The organism is Streptomyces achromogenes (genome assembly GCF_030816715.1).
Classification (GTDB): Bacteria; Actinomycetota; Actinomycetes; order Streptomycetales; family Streptomycetaceae; genus Streptomyces; species Streptomyces achromogenes_A.
The window spans coordinates 869,216-892,484 of record NZ_JAUSYH010000001.1; the positions used below are offsets into that span (position 1 = coordinate 869,216).

At 72.4% G+C, this 23,269-nt stretch carries 18 protein-coding genes; 8 read left to right on the forward strand and 10 right to left on the reverse strand.

Annotated elements, in window-relative coordinates:
- Nucleotides 1-28: 28 nt before the first annotated feature.
- The 6 genes from QF032_RS03910 to QF032_RS03935 all read right to left on the reverse strand — a co-directional run bounded on the left by QF032_RS03910 (nt 29) and on the right by QF032_RS03935 (nt 7,281).
- Nucleotides 29-601, reverse strand: coding sequence for a MarR family winged helix-turn-helix transcriptional regulator (locus QF032_RS03910; RefSeq protein ID WP_307039996.1), 573 nt, complete (start codon nt 599-601; stop codon nt 29-31).
- 141 nt (nt 602-742) lie between these two features.
- Nucleotides 743-1,684 (reverse strand): LLM class flavin-dependent oxidoreductase, encoded by a 942-nt coding sequence (locus QF032_RS03915; RefSeq protein ID WP_306954867.1) that lies wholly within the window; start codon nt 1,682-1,684, stop codon nt 743-745.
- Nucleotides 1,685-1,714: 30 nt separating this feature from the next.
- Nucleotides 1,715-3,412 carry an amidohydrolase gene (locus QF032_RS03920; RefSeq protein ID WP_307039998.1) on the reverse strand — a complete coding sequence of 566 codons (1,698 nt, stop codon included), beginning with the start codon at nt 3,410-3,412 and terminating at the stop codon, nt 1,715-1,717.
- A 106-nt stretch (nt 3,413-3,518) separates the two neighbouring features.
- The gene (locus tag QF032_RS03925) at nt 3,519-4,520 is read right to left on the reverse strand and encodes an ABC transporter permease (protein WP_306954864.1); all 1,002 of its coding nucleotides are present in this window, start codon (nt 4,518-4,520) and stop codon (nt 3,519-3,521) included.
- Nucleotides 4,517-6,232: a sugar ABC transporter ATP-binding protein gene (locus QF032_RS03930; RefSeq protein ID WP_307054904.1), complete on the reverse strand. Its 1,716-nt coding sequence runs from the start codon at nt 6,230-6,232 to the stop codon at nt 4,517-4,519. Before QF032_RS03930 ends, QF032_RS03925 begins: the two co-directional genes overlap by 4 nt.
- 11 nt (nt 6,233-6,243) lie before the next feature.
- Nucleotides 6,244-7,281 (reverse strand): sugar ABC transporter substrate-binding protein, encoded by a 1,038-nt coding sequence (locus QF032_RS03935; protein WP_306954862.1) that lies wholly within the window; start codon nt 7,279-7,281, stop codon nt 6,244-6,246.
- Between the two features lie 237 nt (nt 7,282-7,518).
- Between QF032_RS03935 and QF032_RS03940 the strand changes: the two genes are divergently transcribed.
- The 3 genes from QF032_RS03940 to QF032_RS03950 all read left to right on the forward strand — a co-directional run bounded on the left by QF032_RS03940 (nt 7,519) and on the right by QF032_RS03950 (nt 11,144).
- Nucleotides 7,519-8,556: a helix-turn-helix transcriptional regulator gene (locus QF032_RS03940; RefSeq protein WP_307054905.1), complete on the forward strand. Its 1,038-nt coding sequence runs from the start codon at nt 7,519-7,521 to the stop codon at nt 8,554-8,556.
- Between the two features lie 262 nt (nt 8,557-8,818).
- Entirely contained in the window at nt 8,819-10,243 is a 1,425-nt protein-coding gene (locus tag QF032_RS03945) for a family 43 glycosylhydrolase (protein WP_307060150.1), read from the forward strand.
- 232 nt (nt 10,244-10,475) lie between these two features.
- On the forward strand, nt 10,476-11,144 hold the full coding sequence (locus QF032_RS03950) for a YceI family protein (RefSeq protein WP_307040007.1): 669 nt from the start codon (nt 10,476-10,478) through the stop codon (nt 11,142-11,144).
- 67 nt (nt 11,145-11,211) lie between these two features.
- Here QF032_RS03950 and QF032_RS03955 read toward each other — a convergent pair whose 3' ends face one another.
- Nucleotides 11,212-11,592 (reverse strand): winged helix-turn-helix transcriptional regulator, encoded by a 381-nt coding sequence (locus QF032_RS03955; RefSeq protein WP_306954857.1) that lies wholly within the window; start codon nt 11,590-11,592, stop codon nt 11,212-11,214.
- Nucleotides 11,593-11,724: 132 nt separating this feature from the next.
- Here QF032_RS03955 and QF032_RS03960 point away from each other — a divergent pair, with 132 nt between their 5' ends.
- Nucleotides 11,725-12,378 (forward strand): FMN-dependent NADH-azoreductase, encoded by a 654-nt coding sequence (locus QF032_RS03960; protein WP_307040009.1) that lies wholly within the window; start codon nt 11,725-11,727, stop codon nt 12,376-12,378.
- A 281-nt stretch (nt 12,379-12,659) separates the two neighbouring features.
- On the opposite strand, the gene QF032_RS03965 is transcribed toward QF032_RS03960, so the two are convergent.
- Nucleotides 12,660-15,845 (reverse strand): glycoside hydrolase, encoded by a 3,186-nt coding sequence (locus QF032_RS03965; protein ID WP_307054907.1) that lies wholly within the window; start codon nt 15,843-15,845, stop codon nt 12,660-12,662.
- Between the two features lie 222 nt (nt 15,846-16,067).
- Here QF032_RS03965 and QF032_RS03970 point away from each other — a divergent pair, with 222 nt between their 5' ends.
- Together QF032_RS03970 and QF032_RS03975 are read left to right on the forward strand one after the other, a co-directional pair.
- Nucleotides 16,068-16,808 carry a class I SAM-dependent DNA methyltransferase gene (locus QF032_RS03970; protein ID WP_307040014.1) on the forward strand — a complete coding sequence of 247 codons (741 nt, stop codon included), beginning with the start codon at nt 16,068-16,070 and terminating at the stop codon, nt 16,806-16,808.
- A gap of 209 nt (nt 16,809-17,017) precedes the next feature.
- Nucleotides 17,018-19,180: an ATP-binding SpoIIE family protein phosphatase gene (locus QF032_RS03975; RefSeq protein ID WP_307040016.1), complete on the forward strand. Its 2,163-nt coding sequence runs from the start codon at nt 17,018-17,020 to the stop codon at nt 19,178-19,180.
- A gap of 160 nt (nt 19,181-19,340) precedes the next feature.
- Here the strand turns inward: QF032_RS03975 and QF032_RS03980 are convergent, their stop codons facing one another.
- On the reverse strand, nt 19,341-20,525 hold the full coding sequence (locus tag QF032_RS03980; protein WP_307040018.1) for a type III polyketide synthase: 1,185 nt from the start codon (nt 20,523-20,525) through the stop codon (nt 19,341-19,343).
- A 445-nt stretch (nt 20,526-20,970) separates the two neighbouring features.
- On the opposite strand from QF032_RS03980, the gene QF032_RS03985 reads away from it, so the two are divergent.
- On the forward strand, nt 20,971-21,264 hold the full coding sequence (locus tag QF032_RS03985; protein ID WP_307054909.1) for a hypothetical protein: 294 nt from the start codon (nt 20,971-20,973) through the stop codon (nt 21,262-21,264).
- 168 nt (nt 21,265-21,432) lie between these two features.
- Here the strand turns inward: QF032_RS03985 and QF032_RS03990 are convergent, their stop codons facing one another.
- Entirely contained in the window at nt 21,433-21,738 is a 306-nt protein-coding gene (locus tag QF032_RS03990; RefSeq protein WP_307040026.1) for a DUF1330 domain-containing protein, read from the reverse strand.
- 188 nt (nt 21,739-21,926) lie between these two features.
- On the opposite strand from QF032_RS03990, the gene QF032_RS03995 reads away from it, so the two are divergent.
- The gene (locus QF032_RS03995) at nt 21,927-22,829 is read left to right on the forward strand and encodes a LysR family transcriptional regulator (protein WP_307040028.1); all 903 of its coding nucleotides are present in this window, start codon (nt 21,927-21,929) and stop codon (nt 22,827-22,829) included.
- The last annotated feature ends 440 nt before the right edge of the window (nt 22,830-23,269 follow it).

Genomic DNA, 23,269 nt, shown 5'->3' on the forward strand with positions numbered 1-23,269 from the left:
GGCCGCACCCGGGGGCTCGGGGCCCGGGTCAGGCCTTCGGACGGCGTCCGCTGCGGCGCGGGGCCGGTGCGGCGCCGTCGAGGAGGACGGCGCGCCGCTCCTCGCCCTCCTCCTCGACCTGCCGCACGACGCGGCGCAACCCGTCCGCGACGGTCCGGCACTCCTCGTCGCTGAGCCGGCCCGCGACGAAGGCCTCCTCCTCATTGAAGGCCGGGAACAGCCGCCGCATCAGCGCCTCCCCCTCGTCGGTGAGGCTGAGCAGCACCAGCCTGCCGTCGGTGGGATGCCCGGCCCGCCGGACCAGACCACGCCCCTCCAGCGTGCGCGCCACGCCGGTGAGCGTCCCCTTGGAGATCCCGGCCTCCTCGGCGACGTGCCGGGTCTCCGACTCCCCCCACACCCACACCACCCACAGCACGACGAACGCCGTCCAGGTGAGGTCGGAACCGCGCAGCACGGAGTTCTCCAGGTGCTGCCGTACCGCCGAGGCGGCGCGGTAGATGTTGGCGACGACGGCCATCTGTTCGCGGCGCAGCGGGATGCCGCCGAGTTTGGCCTCGGCGAGCTTCTCGGCTTCGGCGATGGATCGCTGGCCGGGCATCGGCACACTCCTTCGGCCACGTGGTGCGTGGGTCGGTGGATCGTCGTGTTGTTCGGGCTCAAATTGTACGAAGCGACAGGCCGTCCGGGAGCGGGGGCGAGGAACGGGGGCGAGGAGCGGGGCGAACGGAGGCGCGCGGGCTCAGCGGGTGAGCGCTTCGACGCGGCGCATCACCTCACGGCAGAAGGCGCCGACCCCGGCCGGGTCGTCGGTGAACTGGTTCGGTTTGACGCAGAACGTCGTGAAGCCCTGCTCCAGTTGTTCCGGTATCCCGGCGAGCGCGGCGCCGAGGTCGGCGGTGGAGCGGTCGTCGGGGAAGACTCCCTGCGCGCCGCCGATCATCTCCAGGTCGGCGAGGTCCCGGCCGGCGGCGGTCATGGCCTCCTCGAGCGTCCGCAGGTCCTGCGGCGTCGGCCGCCCGAGGGGGTGGAAGCCGTGGCCGTGCCGCACGAGCCGGCGCAGCACCGGCCCGGCCAGGCGCTGTCCGCCGAACCAGAGCCGGGGGCCTTCGGGACGGAACGCCTTTGGCTCGAAGTAGACGTCCTGGAACGGGTAGTGCGCGCTCTGGTGCGAGATCGGCGACGGTCCCCAGGCCTTGGCCCAGACGTCGAGGTGCTCGTCCAGCAGCCGGCCGCGGCGGGCGAAGGGCACTCCCAGCGCGTCGTACTCGTCCCGGCTCCAGCTCACCGTCGGCTGCACCAGCAGCCGCCCCTCGCTGATCAGGTCGAGGGTGCCCAGTTCCCGGGCCATCAGCAGCGGGTGACGCAGGGGCGCGAGGACCGCGGCGGCGGCCAGCCGCAGCCGCTCGGTGACCGAGGCGATGGCGGCCAGCAGGAGCAGTGAGTGGGGCCAGGGGGTGTACGGGTCCTGGTTGCCCGGCAGGGCGTAGTCGCGGGGGTTGCCCATGACGCCGTCGGCGGCCGCGTCCGGGCCGAGCACGATGTGCTCGCTCACCATGACGGAGTCGAAGCCTGCGTCCTCGGCCTCGCGGGCCCAGCGGATCGCGGCGGGCAGGTCGGCCCGGCCGCCGGTGAGCGTCCAGTTCTCGCTGAGGACGAGCAGCATGCGGGGTGCGGTGGTCATGTCGTCTCCTTGCCTGTTCCTTCCCTCTCCTCAGCGCTCGTGGACGACGCGGCCGTCGAACACCGTCAGGTCCACCTCGGCGTCGGTGACGGTGTGCGGGTCGCGGTCCAGCAGCGGGCGGTCCAGGACGCACAGGTCGGCGACCTTGCCGACCTCGATCGAGCCCTTCCACTCCTCGGCGAAGTCCTGACGGGCCGGGTGGACGGTGTACGCGCGCAGCGCCTCGGCGAGCGGCACGCACTGCTCGGGTCCGCTCGCGCGGCCGCTGGCCTTGGACTCCCGCAGCAGCATCGCGCTCACCCCCTGCCGCCAGTCGGGCTCGGTGATCGGGGCGTCGGAGCTCGCGCACACCCGCACCCCGGCTTCGACGGCGGACCGCACGGGCCACTGGTAGGCGGAGCGCTCGGGGCCGACGACCTCGTCCATCAGGTCGGAGATGGTCCACTTGATGGCCGGGTTCATGTTGACGCCGTAACCGTGGGCGGCGAGCTTGGCGAGGCTGCGCGCGCCGACGAAGTCGCCGTGGATGACGTAGTGCCGGGCGTCGGGCCGCGGCGCGGCGGCGTTCGCGGCGACGAACGCGTCGACGACCTCGTCGATGGCCCGGTCGCCGGTGACGTGCACGCCGAGCTGGAAGCCGGCCTCATGGGCGACGCTGATCATCTCGCGCAGTTCGCCGCTGCGCAGCGCGGGCGTGTCGCCGTGCACGCAGAGCGCGCCGTGGCCGCCGCCGGAGTAGGGCTCGCTCATCCAGGCGGTGCGGTTGGGCGGCACACCGTCGGCGAAGATCTTGACGCCGATGGCGTTCAGCAGGCGCGGGTCTGCGGACTCGGGGCGGCGCAGCTCGGCCAGGCCCTTGCGGACGTCGTCGGCCGAGCCGCCCATCGGCGCGGGCAGCAGCAGCACGCTGACCCGGGCCTCGAGTCCGCCGCTCGCCGCGAGATCGGCGTAGGCGGTCCAGTTGTCGGTGCTCAGCCCTCCGAAGAAGGTGCCGGCGCCGCCGGGACCGAGGCCGGGTTCGGTGTAGCTGGTGATGCCGCGGGAGTGGAGTTCGCGCACCACGCCCTGGATCGCCCGGCGGCGCTGGTCGACGCTGGGCGTGGGCAGAGCGACGTTGACGATTTCCTGGGCGGCTTCGCGCAGGATGCCTGCGGGACGGCCGTCGGGGTCGGCGTCGATGACGCCGCCGGGCGGCGGCACGCTGTCCGCGTCGACACCGCAGCGGCGCAGCGCGGCGCTGTTGACCCAGACGAGGTGCGAGGAGAAGTGGGTCAGGCAGACCGGGTTGTCGGGTGCGACGGCGTCCAGGTCACGGCGGTGCGGGAAGCGCCGGGGGTCGGCGAGGCACTCCGCCAGATAGCCGGCGTCCCAGCCCAGCCCGACGATCCAGTCGCCGGGCCGGGCGGCGCGGGCCGCCCGGCCGACCGCGTCGGCGATGTCGGCGATCGAACCGACCGCCGGGTGGCCGACGTCGAGGGCGAACGGCGGCTTGGTCATGCCGTAGGCGGCTCCGTGGAGGTGGGAGTCGTTGATGCCGGGCAGCACGGTGCGGCCGCCGAGTTCGACGAGACGGGTGCCGGGTCCGGCCAGGGCGCGCATCTCCGCGTCGCTGCCGACGGCGACGATGTCCCGGCCGCGCACGGCCACGCCCTCGGTCACGGTGAAGTCGCCGTCGACGGTCAGAACCTGGCCGCCTGTCAGGACGAGGGAGGGGGCGCTGTCGTTCACGTGGGTCCTCTCGGAGCGGGGGGTTGGGTGGAGCAGGTGGATCAGGGGAGGTGGTGCGCGGGCGGACGGGGAGTCGCGGGAGGGCCGGCGGCGGGGCGGACGGGGCTCAACGGTTGAGCCGGGGCCCGAAGAAGGCGAGCGCCGCGCCGGCGACGAGGGCGGTGCCCTGGGCCATCTGCTGCCAGAACGTCGGCACACTCAGCAGTGTCAGCCCGTTCTGCAGACAGCCGAGGAACAGCACGCCGAGCAGGACGCCGAGAACGGAGCCGGACCCCCCGGTCAGCGCGACCCCGCCGAGGAGCACCGCGGTGAGCACCGTCAGCTCGAATCCGGCCCCCGAGGTGCCGGCGACGACGCTGTCCAGCACCGAGGCCTTGATCGCGCCGGCGAGCGCGGCCGCGACGCCCGTCACGACGAACAGCGCGAACGGGGCGCGGCGGACGCCGATGCCGGAGAGGTATGCGGCCTCGCGGTTGACGCCGATCGCGAAGACGTGCCGGCCGGCCGGGGTGAGCGCCAGGAACAGCGCTCCCGCCACGAGGACGAGGGCGGCGATCACGACCGGGGCGTCGATCCCGGCGACCCGGGCCCCGCCGAGCCAGGCGAACCCGGAGCCGAAACCGCTCAGCGGCAGCGGGAAGAGCTGCTGCGCGAATCCGCGCACCGCCGTCAGCATGCCGAGGGTCACGATGAACGCGGACAGTCCCAGGTAGCAGCACAGCACGCCGTTGACGGCGCCGACCACCGCGCCCGCCGCCAGCGCGCCGAGCACGGCGACGACCGGCGACTGGTGCTGCTCCCCGGCGAGCCAGCCGGCAACCAGACCGCCGAGGGCGAGCGTGGAGCCGACGGAGAGGTCGAGGTAGCCGCTGATGACCAGCAGGGCCAGCGGCACGGCCACGATGGCGACCGCGGCGGCGTCGGTGGCGATCCCCCGCAGGTTGCCGGCGTCCAGGAAGCTGCCGGTCGTCGACTGGAACACGAGCACCATGACGACGAGGACGGGCAGCAGCGGCTGCCGCCGTACGGCTTGGAACGCGGTGTGCGCCCGCGTCCGCGGGGCGGGCAGCAGACGGTCGGCCGAGGGGGCGCTGGTCACGGTGGTCATGCCACTCCGTTCGGGGTCGTGGGGGATGCCGGGGGTGTGGTGGATGCCGGGGTCGAGGCGGGTGGCGGGGCCGACTCCGAGGCCAGGGCCGACCCGGAAACCGGAGCCGCCCCGGAAACCGGGACCGACCCGGGGGCCGGGGTCGTCGGCCGGGCGGCCTCGTGGACGGCCGAGAGCAGGGCGGTTTCGGTGAGTTCGGCGCCGGAGAGCTCGCCGGTCACCCGGCCGCCGGAGACGATCAGACAGCGGTGGGCGAGCGCGACGACCTCCTCGGGGTCGCTGGAGGCGCACAGCACGGCCGTACCGCGCTGTGCGGCCAGCGAGGCCACCACCTGGTAGATCTCGTGCCGGGCGCCGACGTCGACGCCCTGGGTCGGGTCGTCCAGCAGCAGGACGTCGACGTCGTGGGCCTCGTTGATCCACCGGCCGAGGACGAGCTTTTGCTGGTTGCCGCCGGAGAAGGCGGCCGCCGGCAGCCGGGGGTCGGCCGGGCGCAGTCCCACCGCGCCGGACAGTCCGGCGAAGACCCGCCGTTCCGCGCGCAGCGCCCGCACCCCGCGCCTGGCCAGCCGGCGCACCGACGGGAGCAGGGCGTTGTCCTGTGCGCTCAGCGCGGCGAACACGCCTTGCCGGCGCCGGTCTCCCGGGACCAGGGCGATTCCCGCGGCGAGCGCGTCCGCCGGCCGGGCGACCGTGACGGCCCGGTCCCCGACGCGGACGGTTCCTCCTTCGGCGGGGCGCCTTCCGAAGAGGGTCTCGAGGATGCGGGTGCGGCCCGCGCCGATGAGGCCGTACAGCGCCACGATCTCGCCCTCGGCGACGTCCAGGTCGACGGGGCCGAAGCCCGGCCCGCGCAGGCCCGTCACCGCGAGACGGGCCGGGCGCGGACGTACCGGGCGCGGGGGCCGCGCGGCGTCGGACGCGTGCGCGGTCGTCCCGGCCCGGCCGCTCCGTGCGCCGGCCTTCCCGGGCCGACGTCTGGGGCCGTGCGCGGCTCCGGCGACGGCTTCGACGAGCTCCTGCCGGGTCCGTCCCGCCATCGTCGAGCCATGGCTGACGCGGCCGTCGCGCAGAACCGTCACGGCGTCCGCGAGGCGTTCCACCTCGCCGAGCAGGTGGGTGACGTAGACGATGGCCAGGCCCTGGGTGCGCAGGTGCTCCACCCGTGCGGCGAGGGCGTCGCTCTCGGCCCCGGACAGGGCGGCGGTGGGCTCGTCGAGGACGAGTACCGAGGCGCTGCGGCTCAGCGCCTTGGCGATCTCCACCAACTGCCGCTGCCCCATGGACAGTTCGCCGAGCCGGTCGCGCGGTGAGCAGGTCGCGGCGACCCTTTCCAGCAGGCCCGCCGCCACCTCCTCCTGGGCGCGCCGGTGGACGGTCCCGTACCGGGTCCACTCCTGGCCGAGGAAGATGTTCTCGGCGACCGTGAGGGAGTCGACGACGCTGAGCGTCTGGAAGATGATCGCCACCCCGGCGGCGATGGACTCGCGCGGGCTCAGCCGCGTGTGGACGGTCCCGTCGATCTCCATGGTGCCGGTGTCCGGCGGGTAGGCACCGCCGAGGCACTTGATCAGGGTCGACTTGCCGGCGCCGTTGTGGCCGAGAAGCGCGTGCACCTGCCCCGCCGGGACGGTGAGGTCCACGTCGTCGAGGGCGCGGACGCCGCCGAACGACTTGCCGAGGCCGCGGATGCGGAGCGTGGGTTCGGTCATGGGGGCCGCGCCTAGGCGTTCTGGGCGAGCAGGACGTCGATGCGCGCGGTGTCGCCCGGCCCGACGAGGGTGATCGGCACCTGAACGCTCGGGTTCGCCTTCCCGGCGGCGACGGCGAGGGGCACGTCGACGACGGCGTCGGCGATGTCCTGCGGCGCGAGGGCGGCCGACGCCCGGTAGAAGGTGCCCTGTTTGATCGCCAGCAGCGAGGGGGCTGCGCCGTCCTGGCCGCCGACGAAGGTCTTGGCGTCGGTCGTGGCGCGGCCCGTCTGCTGGAGCGCCTTGTACGCGCCGTACGCGGCGGCGTCCGTGACGCCGAGGACGAGGTTGAGGTCGGGGTGCTTGGCGAGCACCGCCCGCGCCTTCGACAGACCGGTGTCGGGGTCGATGGCCTGTTCCCGGGCGACGACGTCGACGCCGGGCGCGGCCTTGGTGAAGGCGTCGATCATGCCCTTGGTGCGTTCGCGGCCCAGTTGGATGGTGTCGTCGGTGAGGAAGGCGATCTTCCCCTTGCCGCCGAGCTGTTCCTGGGCCCACTGGGCGGCGGCCTCCCCGAGGAGCGTGCCGCCCTTGAGGAAGTTGAACTGGATGTCGGCGCTCTGGTGTTCCAGGGACCCTCCGTAGGTGACCCAGATCAGGCCGGCGTCCGTCGCGGCCTTCGCGATCGACTCCGTCGCCTCGAAGACCATCGGGAACGACACGATGGCGGGGATCTTCTGGGCGACCCAGGTACGCAGGTTGCCGGCCTGCGCGTCGGCGCTCGCGGCGTCGTTGGTGGTCACCAGGGAGACGCCGCGCTTCTTGCCGGCGGCGGTGGACAGCTTGACGAGCGCCGAGTAGAGCGGGATCTGCGTGAACGGGTAGTCCAGACCGATCTTCGTGAGGGTCTTCGCCCCGGTGCCCGACGCCCCCGCGGCCTGTGCGGAGCTGGCGCCGCCGCCCGGCGCCGAGCAGCCCGCGGCGCCCAGCAGGGCGGCGGCGACGGTCCCGCCGGACAGACCGAGGAACTGCCGGCGCGAGGAGGGGGGCGGGGACGGGAATCTGTTCATGGCGGCGCTCTCCGAGGGTCGCGGCCCGGCCTCGCTGGCATCGGGCGTCGGGCTGTGCCGAACAGGAAAGACCCGGGCGGCCCGGCCCGCCATCCGTACAAATACCGACCGGCCGCGGCGGGCGGGCCGTCGGCGCACTTCGGTCACGAAACGGCGAACGGCTTGTCGGACCGCCCGAAGGGTCATACCGTTAGGGACCAAACGACACTCCTGGTCGTGGGTTCCCGGAGGCCCGCCATGATCAGCCACCAGCAGCTCGCCGCGGCCGCCCGCATCGGCATGCTCACCCGCGAACGGGACACCGCGTCGGCCTGCGCCCAGGCCCTGGACGAACTCGGCCGGGCCCTGCCCCTCGACGCCGCGACCCTGCTGGCGATCGACCCGCGCACCGGAGCGCACGTGCAGCTCGCGGGAATCGGCTACCCGGCCGGGACGTCCGAGTCGCTCGCCGCCGAGTTCACCGCGACCCCCTGGTACGCCAACGTCGTCCGGCAGACGCTGCCCCCGTCCATCACCGAGGACGTGGAGGACACGACGTCCGGCGGACAGCGCTTCCGCAACGGCTGGTTCTACGCCGAGCGGGTCCGCCCGGCCGGCTTCCGGGACGCGCTGACCGGAGCCCTGCGCCATCACGGGCGTCTGGTCGGCCTGATCAACCTGTCCGTCGAGGGTCCCGGCGCGTACGACACGGACGCACGACGGCTGCTCTCCTCCGTGCTGCCCGCCCTGGGCGCCCTCGCCGACCCGGTCGCGCACACCGGCGACGTGCAGGACCTGCCGCCCGGAGCGGGCGCGAGCCTGGTCACGGCGGCGGGGATCATCGACCTCCCCGGCCGTGAGCCCGCCGACGTGCTGGCGGACCAAACGTTCGCCCGTCTGGTCGGGGCCTTCACGGCTGTCGGCGGACTGCGGCTGCGGGCACTGTGGCCGGTGGGCCGGGAGTGGCGGCGCGTGGTGCTGAGCCGGTGCACCGCGGGGTCGCCGCTGGCCAGGGACGCGGTGCTGGTGACCGCGACACCCACCGAGTTGCCGTACGGCCTGAGTCCGCGCGAACTGGAGGTCCTCACCCGGGCCGCCCGCGGCCAGACCAACCAGGCCATCGCCCAGGCGCTGTTCCTGTCCCCGCGGACCGTGCACAGCCACATCGAGCACCTGCTCCGCAAGACCGCCAGCGCCTCACGCGCCGAGGCGACGGCGCTCGCCCTGCGCGACGGTCTGCTGCGGCCCACGACGGAGGATTTGGAGCACTTCGTCGAACGCATGCCGGCCCGCTGACGTTCCGCCCCTGCGCCACGGCGACGTCATGGGTGGTGCGGGATGCTCATGTGACGGAAGTGTTGACCGGGGCAAGTACAGAACTTATCTTTTGGCCGAGTTTACGAACGCCGTTCGACATATCGGCAACGGGTAAAGGGAGCGGCATCTCCGCGACAGCCGCAGCCACAGCCGCCCGCACCCGCACCCGCACCCGCACCCGCACCCGCACCTGAGGGAGTAGTCCGTGAGACCTGAACTCACCCGCCGAACGGTCCTCGGCATGATCGCCGGCTCGGCCGCCGCCGCCGTCACCGGCGTCTCGGCCGGTACCGCTCACGCCGCCGTGCCCGCGTCACCCGGCGTGACCTACACGAACAGCATCGCCGAGCAGCGGGCCGACCCGCACATCTACAAGCACACCGACGGCTTCTACTACTTCACCGCCACGGTCCCGGCGTACGACCGGATCGTGCTCCGCCGTGCCACCACGATCCAGGGGCTGACCTCGGCCGCCGAGACGACCATCTGGACCAAGCACGCCAGCGGCGCGATGGGCGCACACATCTGGGCCCCGGAGATCCACTTCATCGACGGCAAGTGGTACATCTACTTCGCCGCCGGCGACGCCAACAACATCTGGAACATCCGGCCCTACGTCCTGGAGTCCACCGCCGCGAACCCGATCACGGGGCCCTGGACGGAGAAGGGGCGCATCGCCCTGCCGCTCAACACCTTCTCCCTGGACGCGACGACCTTCGCCGTCAACGGCACCCGCTACCTCGCCTGGGCGCAGAACGACCCGGCCGTCGGCCCGGGCACCAACATCTACCTGGCGCAGATGTCCAGTCCGTGGACCATCACCGGCACCCCGGTCATGATCAGCCGGCCGACCGCCGCATGGGAGACCGCCGGAGGGGAGACGGTCAACGAGGGCCCGGCCGTGATCCAGCGGAACGGCAAGGTCTTCCTGACCTTCTCGGCCAGCGCCACCGACGCCAACTACTGCATGGGCATGCTGACCGCGTCCGCCGGCGCCGACCTGCTCAGCACCTCGTCCTGGGCCAAGTCCGCCGGCCCGGTCTTCGCCAGCAACGCCGCCACCAGCCAGTACGGCCCCGGGCACAACCAGTTCACGGTCTCCGAGGACGGCAAGTCGGACATCCTCGTCTACCACGACCGCAACTACAAGGACATCAGCGGTTCCCCGCTCAACGACCCCAACCGCCGCACCCGCGTCCAGAAGATCTACTGGAAGGCCGACGGCACGCCCGACTTCGGCATCCCGGTCGCCGACGGTCTCACTCCGATCCGGCTGTCCTCGTACAACTTCCCCGACCGGTTCATCCGGCACTGGGACTACCGCGCCAAGATCGAGGCGAACGTCGCGCCGCTGGCCGACTCGCAGTTCCGGGTCGTCACCGGTCTCACCGGCACGGGAACCGTCTCCCTGGAGTCGGCGAACTTCCCCGGTTACTTCCTGCGCCACAAGAACAACGAGGTGTGGGTGGAGAAGAACGACGGGACGGCGCTGTTCGCCGGCGCCGCCTCCTTCACCGCCCGGTCCGGCCTCGCGGACTCCGCCGGGGTCTCCTACGAGTCGTACAACCTCCCGGGCCGCTACATCCGCCACTACAACTACCTGCTGTACGTCCAGGCTGTGAGCACGACGACCGACCGGGCCGACGCCACGTTCTACACCCAGTAGGCCGCCACCGCGGCCGTCACCGCACTTCCCGACCAGGATCCACCACGCGCACACCGGCCCCGTGGCCTGTGAAGCCGGATCGGCTCCTTCTCGTTCGGTGACGGCCGTGTGTGGATGTCGTGACCCCCCGGCCGCCGATGGACGTCTATGAACCCTTCGGTACTGATTCGGACCGCCGGCGCCCGGGGCACGGGCTTGCAGCGCTGTCAACCGTGCAGTAACCACGTGAATCATGAACCTGTTCACCCGCGGCGCGTCCCTTCGGCGTTCGGCGCCCTCCGCCGCTCCCCGACGGCCCGCCGGCCCGGCCGCGTTCGCCCCCTCCGGCTCCGGCGGCCCGCCGGACCCCGCGCTGGCCGCGCTGACCGGCGAGTGGATGATCGACCCCGCGCACAGCCGTGTCGGCTTCTCCGTCCGGCACGCCCTGGTGACCACGGTGCGCGGGGCCTTCACCCGGTACGAGAGCCGTCTCCACTTCGACGGCCGCGACCCGGCCCGCTCGCGCGCGGAGATCGTGCTGTCCACCGCCAGCGTCGACACCGGCGTGGAACAACGCGACGCCCATCTGGCCGGCCGTGACTTCCTGGACGCGGCCGCCTATCCACGGATGCGTTTCACCAGCACCGCCGTAGAGCTCGCGGGCTCCGACGTCTATCGCATGACCGGGGACCTCACCATCAGGAACGTGACACGGCCCGTGGTCCTCGAACTCACCTACCTGGGCCACGTCGTCGACCCGTTCGGTTACGAGCGGGCGGGTTTCGACGGCACCACCACCATCGACCGTTCCGACTGGGGCCTGACGTACAACGCGCGTCTGGCCGAGGGCGGCGCCATGGTGAGCGAGAAGGTGCGTCTGCAGTTCGACATCGCCGCGATCCGCACCCCCGACGCGGGCTGACCCGCACGCCCCGGAGCGGAGCCCGGCGTCACCCGCGCGGTCGACGCTGCTCCCACCGAGGGCGGGCTCACTTCCCCGGCGCGGCGGCCTCCGCGCCGCGGCATGCACCGTGCTGCCCGTCGGGCAGATACCGCTCCGCCCAGTCCCGCAACTCGGCCAGGGCCGGCCCGAGGGCGGCGCCGGCCTCAGTCAGCCGGTAGGCGACGCGCAGCGGCGGCCCCGCGTCCACCTCGCGCACCACGAGCCCGGCGGCGCCCAGCTCGCTCAGCCGGTCCGACAGCATGCGCTCACTGATGCCCGGGATGGCCCGGCGCAGGTCGGCGAAGTGCACCGGGCGCTCCATCAGCACGGCAACGATCAGACCGGTCCAGCGCTTGCCGAGCAACACGAAGACGCGCGTGATCCCGCCGTCCACCGTTTTGCAGGGCCCCATGGCCGATTCGTCCATGCCGAAAGTGTACGGCAACCGTGCTAGTAGCTGAGAAAAAGTAAGGGACTGTGCTATCAATAGGTACACACGGAACGGCAGCTCCATACCGACGTTCAGTCATGCCGTCCCTCCTCTTTCTGGAGTCCTCTCATGGCCACGCTGCTGCACCTCGACTCGTCCCTCTTCCCCGAGTCCGCCTCCACCTCGCGTTCGGTCACGGCGGCCTTCCGCCGGGCATGGGAGGAACAGCACCCCGACGGCACCGTGATCCACCGGGACCTCGCCACCGACCCGGTGCCGCACCTGGACGCCCTCACCGCGGCCGCCGGGTTCGCCGCCGCGGCCGACCGCACCCCCGAGCAGGCCGCGGCCTTCGCTCCGCGGCTGGAGCTGATCGAGCAGCTGGAGAACGCGGACGCCGTGCTGATCGGCGCGCCCATGCTCAACTTCACGGTTCCCTCGACGCTGAAGACCTGGCTCGACCAGGTGATCCTCATGGGCCGCACCGCGCCGGCCGAGGGCTCCTCGGTCCGGGGCACCCCGGTCTACGTGGTGGCCAGCCGCGGCGGCTCCTACGCCCCGGGCACCCCGCGCGAGGGTTATGAGTACGTGCAGAACTACCTGCAGGCGGTGCTCGGCGACATGCTCGGCATGACGGTCGAGTTCATCGTCCCCGAGCTCACCCTCGCGCACTCCAACCCCGCCATGGCCGAGCTGGTCCCGCTCGCCGAGGCCTCGAAGGCCAGGGCCCACGAGGAGGCCGTCACCAAGGGCAAGGCGGCCGCCGCGAAGGCCGCCGCCTAGGCCGTCCGCCCGGGGGACCCGGGGAGAGATCCGCGACGGCGCGTCACGGCCGGTCCGCCGGACGCCCGGCCGCACGGACCCGCCCGCACGGCCTCAGCGCTTCCCCCGGCCCGGGCGTCGCGCCGCCGCCTCGCGGACACCCCTGAACACGATGGCGTAAAAGCAGACCGCCGCGGGCCGGAGCCGCCGGGTCACGGCTCCGGCCCGCGGCACGGGACCCACGGCACAGGTCCGCGCCCACCCGCCGGCCACCCGGCCGCACGGCCCGCGCCCGCACGGTCTCAGCGGCGGACGAGGCGGATCCGGTACGTCCGGGTCTGCGAGCCGTCCTCGCCGGTCACGGTGACGATCGCCGACCGTCCGCCGCGCTCGTCGCGATATTCGACGGCGACCTTCGCGTAGGGGTCGCGGGCCGTCGCCGTGACCCGGCTGCGGTCCGGGGCGCCGGTGACGACCCGGTAGGCGGTGGTGTCCGGGTCGAACGACGCGATCGGCGTGCCGGACACCTCGAGGGACGCGGCGGCGGCGTCGGAGGCGACTCCCGGGGCCTTGGCGAACACCTCGATCTCGCTCGCGGTGAGGTAGCCCCCGGGGCGCGCGGCCATGACGACCCGCACCGCGGACGCCGCCTTCGCCGACACCGGGACGTCGACCACCGGCGCTCCCTCTCCGCCGACCGCGACAGGGCCGCCCGCGTCCTCCCATGTCCCGGTGCCGGCCGCCCGGACCTGCACCTTCAGCGTCTCGGGGAACGAGGCGCCGTTCCCGTCCCGGTAGAAGTGCGTGACGATCCGGCTCAGGTCGCGTGCCTCGGGCAGGGTGAAGGTGATCGTGTCGGAGGGGTTCTTGGCGGTCCCCGGCTTCCAGTTGGACCAGGCCTTCTCCGACAGGTCCCCGTTGCGCAGGCGCTCCGCGGAGTACCCGCTCTCGGTGAACGTGGCCGCGACGGCGACGCCGTCGTCCGCGGCGATGTTGGTCTGCACGGGTTGCGTGACCTGCACGCGCACCGTCGCGTCGACCGTGCCGCCGCCGACGACCCGGGCGACGCCGCGCACGGTGACGACTCCGGTCCCGTCGAACGCCCCCTCGGCCGCCGGGTCCCACGCCACCGGCAGATCGACCCTGCCTCCGTGGCGGCCGACGCCGACGACGGTGGCCGGGAGGTTCGGCGTGCCGCCGAGGTAGGTCTTGGCGCGACCCGCGAGGGTCGAGGCGATCGTGTCGACGGTGACGACCGCGACCGCGGGGACCGTCCGTCCGAGAGCGTCGGTCGCCTCGCCCCTGACCCGCACCGTCCCGGGAGCGCGCCACGTCCGGTCGGACGGGAGCTTCCACACGACGGGGAGCGCGCCGCGGGCGCCGTCGGGGAACACCGGCGTCACCGTCTTCGGCAGTTCGGGCCGCAGACCCGGGACGGTGAAGGCGTCGGCGGGCTCGGTACGCAGAACCGTCTCGTCGATCACGGACCAGCGCTGGTTCGCCGCGGAGGTCGGGGTGTAGGTGGACACCTTGGCGCCGTCCGCGGTCGACTGTCCGGCGACGTCGAGCAGCCGGCCGGTGGCGGCGTTGACGAACGTCCATGTGCCGTCGCCGGTCGTCGACATGATCCACTGTGCGGCTTCGGCGACCCGGCCCTTCTCCGGCTTCTCCAGAACGGCCTGGTTGTCGCGCACGGTGAGCAGTTCGCCGGTGCCGGTGCGGGCGAGCGCGTAGCGCTCACGGTTGCCGGTGCCGCGCGTCAACTTCCGAACGGACCAAAGCTGTTGGGCACTGCCGGCGTCGTCGGTACGCAGCACGACGCCGCTGCCGGTGTCCGCCGGCGCGAGCGACTTACCGCTCTGCGTCCCCTGGAGCCGGTAGACGTGCCCCGGCTGGACGAGCGCGGCGTCCTTCGCCACCCCGCCGACTCCCTGGACGAGGAAGGTCGTGACCGACTTGGCGGGGACGGCGAGGGTGGCCGACCGGTCGGTCACCCGGACCGGCGTGCCCTGTACGAGGGCGCCGTCGGCGCTCGTCACGACGGGTGTGACGGAGGCTCCGCGCGCGATCGTGCCGAAGCGGGAGAGGTCGAGGGTCACCGAGCGGGCGGAGGTGGCGCTGTTGACGTGCACGACGGTCGCCGTGCGGCCTGACTTGCGGACCGCGGCGACGCTCGACGGATCGTCGGTCTTCACGAAGTGGTCGCCCGGGCGGATGTAGTGGGTGAAGTTGCGGATGGTGTGGAACTTGGAGTTGGTGCGGATCGGGCAGGTCTGCAGGGTGTCGTCGGCCGTGCAGTTGAACGGCACGTGGATGCTGCCCCAGTTCTTGCCCGCCGCGGCCTGCGGGATGGCGTCCTCGATCGGCTGCCAGAACACCCAGGCCGAGGGCTCCAGTTCACGCATGTCCTCGACCATGCGGGTGGCCATGCCGAGCCCCGGTTCCATGCCGGTGAAGTCGGTGCCGGTGCCCCAGGTGCCCTCGACCTCGCTCATCCACAGCTTCTTGTCCGCGCCCTTGGCGATGTCCCGGGCGCTGGTGCGCATGCCCGTGCCGTAGGTGTGCACGTTGAGCTGGTCGACGGCGGCGCGGGCGGGAGCGTCGTAGGCGTTCCAGTTCTGGGTGAAGAGGGTGGGGTTGGTCTCGTCCATCGCGGAGATCCGGGCGTCCGTCTTCGCGCCCCGGAGCGCCTTGTCGAGCGCGAGGACCACCTTCTGCTGGAGTTCCGGGCCCGCGTGGGCGCCCTCCTGGCGTCCGCCGGTGGGTTGGCCGTTGGCTCCGATCTGGGTGCCCCAGTAGGGCGTGTTGGGCTCGTTGAGCGGGTCGATCGTGTCGAACTCGATGCCGTGCGCCTGCTCCAGACGCTCCGTCACCTTGGTCAGGTACGTGGCGAAGTCGTCGACGCGGTCGGCTCGGATCTGGTCGGTGCTCGCGTCGAGGCCTCCGGAGACGTATCCGCTGACGGTCTGGAACCAGGGCGGCGAGTTGCTGAACGCCTCCCACCGGCTGACCTTGCTCTTGATCTGGTCCACCCACCAGCGCTGTCCGGCGTCGGCGTCCCAGTTCCAGTGGTCGGGGTCATTGGGGTCCCACCAGTCGACGTCCTGCCGGGTGGTCCCGGCGGGGGCCTTCCAGAAGCCCTCCATGGTGGCGCCCGGCTTCATGTAGTCCGTGCGGACGTCCGGAGCGTTGCCGCCGCCGATGTTGTACCGGGCGATGGTGAGGCCGAGGCCGTCCGCACCGAACAGCATGTCCACGAGGCGTCTTCGGATGGGGTCGGGGTAACCGCCCGTCGCGTTGGCGAACCAGACGAGGCTGGTGCCCCAGCCCTCGAACGCCTGCTGCCGGTAGGACGGGTCGATGTGTACGGTGACCGCGCCCTGCGGTGCCGGATCAGCGCTCGCGGCGGGCGCGGCCACGAGACTCGCGCCGAGCACCAGGGGAACCGCGGGCGCCAGCGCCCGGACGATGCGATGCCGAGGGGACACGACACTCCCTTTCACAACACAGAGGCGAACAGAACCCAACAGAAAGAATCGCGCTCTGGGCATGCTCAAGGATGGCCATGAACTCGTCAAGACGATGGACGAGTCGGGATCCCGGGCCCGCTCCCCCGGCGTCCGATTCATCCGGAAAGCGCTTACCCCCCGGTGCGACGGGCGCTGAAACCGGTCGACAGCACCGAGGTACGCGCGGCAGAGTGGCGGCCCATGACGAGCAGTGAGCTGTGGACGCGAGCGACCGCCGACCGCTACGACGCCGAGGAGACCGAGATGTCCTCGGCCGCCGTCCTCGGCCCCACGCTCGACTTCCTCGCCGAGCTCGCCGGAGACGGCCGGGCGCTGGAGTTCGCCATCGGCACCGGCCGGGTCGGCGTCCCGCTCCGCGAGCGCGGCGTGCCGGTCGTGGGCATCGAACTGTCCGAGGACATGGCGGCGGTGCTGCGCCGCAAGATCGACGAGGACACGCTCCCGGTGGCCTTCGGAGACATGGCCACCACCGTGGTCGACGGCGAGTTCGCCCTGGTCTACCTCGTCTACAACACCATCAGCAACCTGCTCACGCAGGACGAGCAGGTCGAGTGCTTCCGCAACGCCGCACGCCATCTGGCGCCCGGCGGCCGATTCGTCGTCGAGCTGAACGTGCCGCCGCTGCGGTTCCTGCCGCCCGGGCAGGTCGCGGTGCCGTTCGACGTCTGTGAGCGGCATCTCGGATTCGACACCTTCGACCTCGTCGAGCAGGTCCTCGTCTCCCACCACCTCACCCTCGACGGCGACGACGGCCGCTACCGCCGCGACGCCTCCCGGCACCGTTACGCCTGGCCGGCCGAGCTCGACCTGATGGCCCGGATCGCCGGGCTCGAGCGGGAACGCCGCGTCGCCGACTGGGACGGGTCGCCGTTCACCCAGGACTCCGCCAAGCACGTCTCGGTGTGGCGCAAACCGGCCTGAGGCCGGACGCCGGGCCGCCGACGCTGGCGCGGGCCCCCGCGCGCCCGCGGCGCCACCTCACCCTCCGTGTCCGTCGCGCGATCCGCTGGTGTGGGCGAAGCGACGCCCGGTGTTATTCAATGAGGTGTGCGAGCAGGGATCTCGGGGCCCCGTCGCACGGGACCGAGTAACGCACCCGGCGCTGGGCCGGGGAATGCCGAGAGAGCAGCATGGACTCCACGCCGTCGCCCTCGTCCTCATCCCCGTTCGACCTGCTCAGCAGCGCCCTGGGACGCTACTCGCCGCGCGGCGGACCGGCGGCGGCCGCCGGTCCCGGAGGTGCGCAGGGCGGCCGTACCGCCCGTCCGTACCCGCCCGACGACCGGGCGGCCGACCGGCAGGACCAGATTCTCGGCGTGGTCGGCCTGGACGGGGACCTGCGGATCACCCGCTGCAACCTGGACGCCGCCGTGTTCGCGGGTCTGGACGCCGTGACCGGGAGCCTCTTCGCGGATCTGCTGCCCCCCGGGGACGTGCCCACGGTCACCCGGCGGCTGCGGCAGGTCCTGGAGATCGGTGAGGCGCACGTGGCCCGGATCCAGCGTCTGCGGCGCCGCGACGGGTCGGAGCTGGTGGTCTCCATGAGCATCCTCCCCGCGGCGGCGCCCCAGGACGGCCTGACCGTCTCCTTGATCGCCATGGCCAGGCGGCTGCACCTGTACGCCGCCGAGACCGCGATCGGCACCTCCCTGGACATCGGCGAGACCGCGCAGTCACTGGCGGAGTCCCTGCTGGCGTGGGGAGACGTGGCCGCCGTCGACCTCGACTTCGCCGTGTGGACGGGCGAGGGAGTCACCGAGCACGCACAGGGGCGCATCCGCCTGCGGCGGGCGGCCCTGGTGCCGGACCGGGTGTGGCCCGAGGGTTACACGACCCCCGGCGACGATCTCCCGAACGACGCGAGCCGTCTCCTGGCGCAGGCGGTGCGACGGGACGACGCGCCGCAGGCCATCGTCATACCGGACCGGGATGCGGTCGAGCGGCTGCTCGGCAGTCCGCGGGTGATCCGGGCCCTGGTGCCCGGCGACCGGTCGGCGAGCGTGGCGTGCATCCCGCTGGTCCTGGACGGCACGCCGCCCGTCGTCCTGGGCGTGGCGGAGGTGTGGCGGCGGGCGGACAGCCCCTTCCGCGACAGCGAGCTGTTCGATCTGCAGGAGCTGGTGGCCAGGACCGCCCACCACGTCGACCTGGCCCGTCAGCACCACCGCGAGCACACTCAGGTGCTGGCGCTGCAGCGCCGGCTGCTGCCCCGGACCAGCGGCCACACCATGGAGATCGCCAGCGTCTACCAGCCCGCCACACCCGACAGCGCGGGCGTCGGCGGCGACTGGGTGAACAGTTTTCCGCTGCCGGACGGGCGTACCGCACTGGTGGTCGGGGACGTCGTGGGGCACGGTCTGGGGGCCGCGGCGACCATGGGCCAGCTGAGCATGGAGGCACGCGCCCTGCTGTCCGCGGGGCTGGCGCCCGACGAGGTGCTGGAACACCTGGACGAGACCGTGACACTGCTGGACGACGCCGAATCGGGGCTCACGGCCGGCTACAGCGCCCTCGGCTCCACCTGCTGCATCGCGCTCTACGACCCGGTCAGCCATCACGTGACACTCTCCAGCGCCGGCCACCTCCCCCCGGTCCTGGTGCTGCCGAACGGCCACGCGGGCCCGCTCGCGGTCACCCCTCACCCCGGCCTCGGCGCCGAGTTCGCGCTGCGGGAGCCGTTCGACGTCCACGCCTTCGACGCGCCGCCGGGTTCCCTGCTCGCCCTCTACACCGACGGCCTGGTGGAGGATCCGGCCCTGTCGATCGACGAGGGGATCGACAGGCTGGCCGACACCCTGTCCACGGTGCACCCGTGGGACACCCTCCAGCAGGCCGCCCGGCACGTCGTCGCCACGCTGGCGCCCGCGCGCCGCCGCGACGACGTGACCCTGCTGCTGGTGCGCACGATCGGCTACCGCAAGGAGGACACGGCGACCTGGCGGCTGCCCGCCCGCGACGACGCGCCCGTGCGGGCCCGCGCGCACGTCGACGCGCTGCTGCGGCAGTGGCACACCAGGGAAGACATCCGCGGCGACGTGACGCTGCTGGTCGGCGAGCTGGTCACGAACGCCGTGCGGTTCGCCGCGGGCCCCGTCACGGTGCGACTGATCAGGGCAGGTCACGGCCTCCTGTGCGAGGTGGGCGACACCGGCAACGGCAGGCCGCGGCTGAGCCGGGGCGGCCTCCTCGACGACGGCGGGCGCGGCCTGCACATCGTGCACAGGCTCACCACCCGGTGGGGGGTGCGGTGGACGGACACCGGCAAGGTGGTCTGGGCGGAAGTCGCGAGGTGAGGCGCCGGCCGGGCGGGGCGGGGAGCGGTGAGGCACCGGGCGGCCGGGCGGGAGCGGTGGCGCCGGACCGGGAGCACGTGACGCGGAGCCGATGACGCGAACCCGGTGACACGGGCGGTCCCGGCGGCTCGCACGGCTGGCTGGCACCGGGCGGGGCTCCCTACAGCCACTCCCCTTCCAGGGCGGTGGCGGTGAGGCCCGGCGCCGCCGCGTACAGGACGGCGCGATCGCCCGACTTCTGCCCGGCGTCGTGCGCCCGCCTCAGGATGTCGAACACGGCGGCGCCTCCGCGGTTGCCGCTGGTGTAGCTCTCCCGGCTGTGGTCCAGCAGTCCCGACGGCCAGGTGTCGGGCATCGTCTGCTCCATGTACTCCAGCACCCGGGTCCCGCCGGGGTGCGCGAGCAGCACGTCGGGGTGCCAGGCGTCGGGGGCGTCGGCGTACCGTACGCGCAGCCACTCCCACATCGCGGTGACCGTCTCCTGCACGGCGCGCGGCCCGCGCCGGTCCATCACGAAGTGGGCTCCGTCCGCCCGCGTCTCCAGGCGGTGCAGGTCCTGGGTGCCGGGCAGGGTGTGGTGCCAGGCGGCGTCGAGCCGCAGCACCGACTCGTGCCTCGGCCGGCCCGTGACCACCGCGGCGACCGCGGTGTCCGCGAACAGCAGCCGGACGATCAGGGACTCCAGGGTGTCGTCCGCGGGCTGGTAGGTCGTGCTCAGCGCCTCCGAGATCACGACCAGGACCACCCGGTCGGGGTCCGCGGCCACGAGGTCCGCCGCCAGCGCCAGGGAGCGGGTCCCCGCGACACAGGCCCACTGCGTGGCCGGCAGCAGCATCACGTCGCCGCGGAGCCCGAGCCTGTTGGAGAGGGCGAGGTCCAGACCCGGCAGCGCCGGGGTGGTGGAGTGACTGGTGATCAGACAGTCGACATCCGCGGCGTCCAGGCCGGCGATCTGCAGGGCCCCGCGGGCCGCGCGCTCCCCGTAGGACTGCACGGCCTCCCAGGCCGGCGCGGTGCGCTCCTGGACGGTCTGCGGCGCGGGTATCGCCTCCAGGGCGGCGATCACGCGGTCCACGTCCCGCGGGGTGAACCCGTCGCGTGCCAGCGCCTCTTGGGCGGGCCCGACTCCGCAGGCCCGCAGGCCGCCGCCGTCGCCGGACGCGACGGCGGTCTCCAGCGGCAGCATCCAGCCGCGGGTCTCGATGCCCGTGCTCGCGGCGATGCCGTCGATCCGCGGCGCCCACGGCGCGTGCGGATGCCGGTCGCGGACCTCCGCCACGATCTGGCTGGTCCGCACGGTGTGCTCACCGTGTATCACGGCAGGGGGACAGAGGTAAGCGGCCATGATGGGCACCTTTCGAGGGGCGAGGAACGTCACGAGGACGGCGTCATGGGCCACTTCACAACTTCGCGCCCATGCCGAGAGGCTCCGCTTCGGGAGCCGCTGTGTGTGTCGAGCATGGACGCCAAAGGGACATTTCTGCTGTGACTCAGACAACTTGGGCGACCCCTGAAGTGCGTGATACGGCACACACCCCGACAAAGAGGACTTTCGGCGCGTCCCCACATCCGCGACCTGGCGTACCGTCAGCATCCACCCCGGCGGCGTCTTCCCGCAGGTGGCGGGCATGGCCGGATCCGGTCCGCGTCTGTGGGGATTCCTCGGCGCCTCAGGTGTCGTGCGATCGAGGCTCTGTCCTGGGGACGCCCTCGATGTGGTTGGCAGCGCGGAGCCAGTCGGGATCACCGGAGGTGGCCACCTCTCGCAGGGCCTGCCGTAGGAGATCGGCTTGGCCGGGCAGCGACGGACAGTCGAAGGTGAGGTCGACCGCATCCGTGGCGACGACCTGCTGATCGATGCCGTGACCGGCGACATCCCCGCCTGCACCTGCCTGATCACCAAGCCGTGGGTCGTCGCCGCCGGCGTCGAGGTGCTCAACCAGCCCTTCTACGCCAAGAACGACATCGCCACCGCAGGCGCGGCCGCGCGGCGCCCCGGTTATCCAGGGCGAATCGCCGTTGTGGCAGGTCAGAGCTTGATCGCCGTGTCAGGCACGTCAGGCATGTTGCTCGACGTCGGGTAGCGCGGCGAGCCGCCGACAGGGATCAGGCCGTCGAGAACGTCGAGAACGTCGAGAACGTCGAGGACGAACTGGGACGCGGGGCATCGCTTCGAACTCGTCTCGTGAGTCGTCGTACAGCACCGTGTGCCTCTCAGGTGACGGATGCTCAGCGATGGCTGGGCCCGCCGGTCAGTCGATGCCTTCGATGATGCGGAAGTCGCGCTCGAAGCCGTCGGGGAGGGCCACCAGCGCCTTCTGGTAGGCCTCGCTCTCGTATGCCGCGACGGCCTGTTCCAAGCTGTCGAACTCGATCAGAACGACGCGTTGCGTGATTCCGGCCTCGTGGGCGACGACTCGACCGCCACGGGACGGGAGGAGGGACAGGAGACGCCCGCCACCAGCCTGGACAGCCGGACCGGCCAGCCTGTCGTAGGCAGTCAGCCCCTCAGGGTCGGAAATGGCGGGGTAGACACTGACCCAGTAGCCCTTAGCCATGGAAACCTCCTCTGTTCGGCCGGACACGTCCGACTTCGAATCGACACGCGGATCAATCGATTCCGGCGACCGGTACTGCGGTCAGTTGAATCGGCGTATGCGCAGGTTAGGGCTTGATGTGCGGTCGAGGGAAAGACCGGTACGGGATAGGCTCAGAACGGATCGTTATCAATCGGCAGGGAGGGCACGTGGCGCCGGACACGGTGAGCCTGCGGTACTTCCTGGTGCTGGCGCAGGAGTTGAACTTCACCCGCGCGGCCGCGCGGATCGGTATCGCACAGCCCGCCCTCAGCGCCCGGATGCGCCGATTGGAGGCGGAACTCGGTACGGCCCTGCTGGTCCGCAACACGCGTAGCGTCGTATTGACCACGGCCGGTGCGGCTTTGGCGGATTCCGCGCCGCCCGCGCTGGCGGCGCTGGACCGGGCATGGGACACCGCCCGGAGCGCGGCGGCCGGTGAACTGGGCACGCTGCGCATCGGATACAGCCTCAGCGCCGGGGCCGAGACGGCACCGGCCCTGGTGGACAGGCTGATTCGCGGCAACGGCGGACTGGAGGTCGGCGCGGTCCCGATGGCGACACCGGAGATCTCCCCCGCGGTCGCCGACGGCCGCATCGATGCCGGAATCACCCGCGGTGAACAGCCGGGCCGTGGCGTGCGCCGGTACCTGCTGCGGCGTGCGCGCGTCGGGGTCCAGCTGGCGCAGCACCATCCGCTGGCCGAACACCCGGAGATCGAGATCGCCGACGCGGCCGCGTATCCGCTACGACTCCCGGACCGTGCGGCCAACCCCGTGATCCACGACCAGCTGTCCGCACTGTTCCGAGACACCCGACCACACCCCCGATTCCACACGCCCGCAGTCTCTTTCGACATGTCTCAGCGCGACCTGCGCGACGGGGTCACCCTCGCCCCGGCCGGAGAAGCCGCGGTCACGGCACAACCGGCCGGTCTCACCTGGCGGCCGCTGCGGGGCGCGCCCAGCCTGACGATCCACCTGGTCCTCCCACGCGAGCAGTCGCCGCTGCACCGCCGCATCCGTGCCGTCGCCAAAGCCCTGGCGCACGAGCTGCACTGGCTGTCGGACTGACGCGCAGGAGCTCAAGCGAGACGGACGCCTGCGGTGGCGAGGCCGAAGGCCGTGCGCCCGGCGGACTTCGCGGTGATGACGCCGACGGCGGTCTTGCTGAATGTCCGACACGACGTCGCTACGCCGACGGATCGGCGGCGGCCGCCCGTGTACGGGCCGCACGAGTACGGCAAGCCCGAGCACGAACGCGCCTTCGAGGTACCTGCCGAGCGGCTGTGCCAAGCACTCCAACGGACCCGAGCCGACTGGGTTGCCGACGACGTGCGATGGCACCGAGACCACGAACGTGCCTTACGGACCGACATCAGTCAGGCAAGTTCGCTCCGGAGTACTTGCCTGACTTGCCTGACACCTGCCGGGCACCCTGGATAACACGGCGTTCGACGAGGTCTCCGCCGGTACGAGCGGCCCCGACACCCTTGCGCCCCGAGCGGCATAGT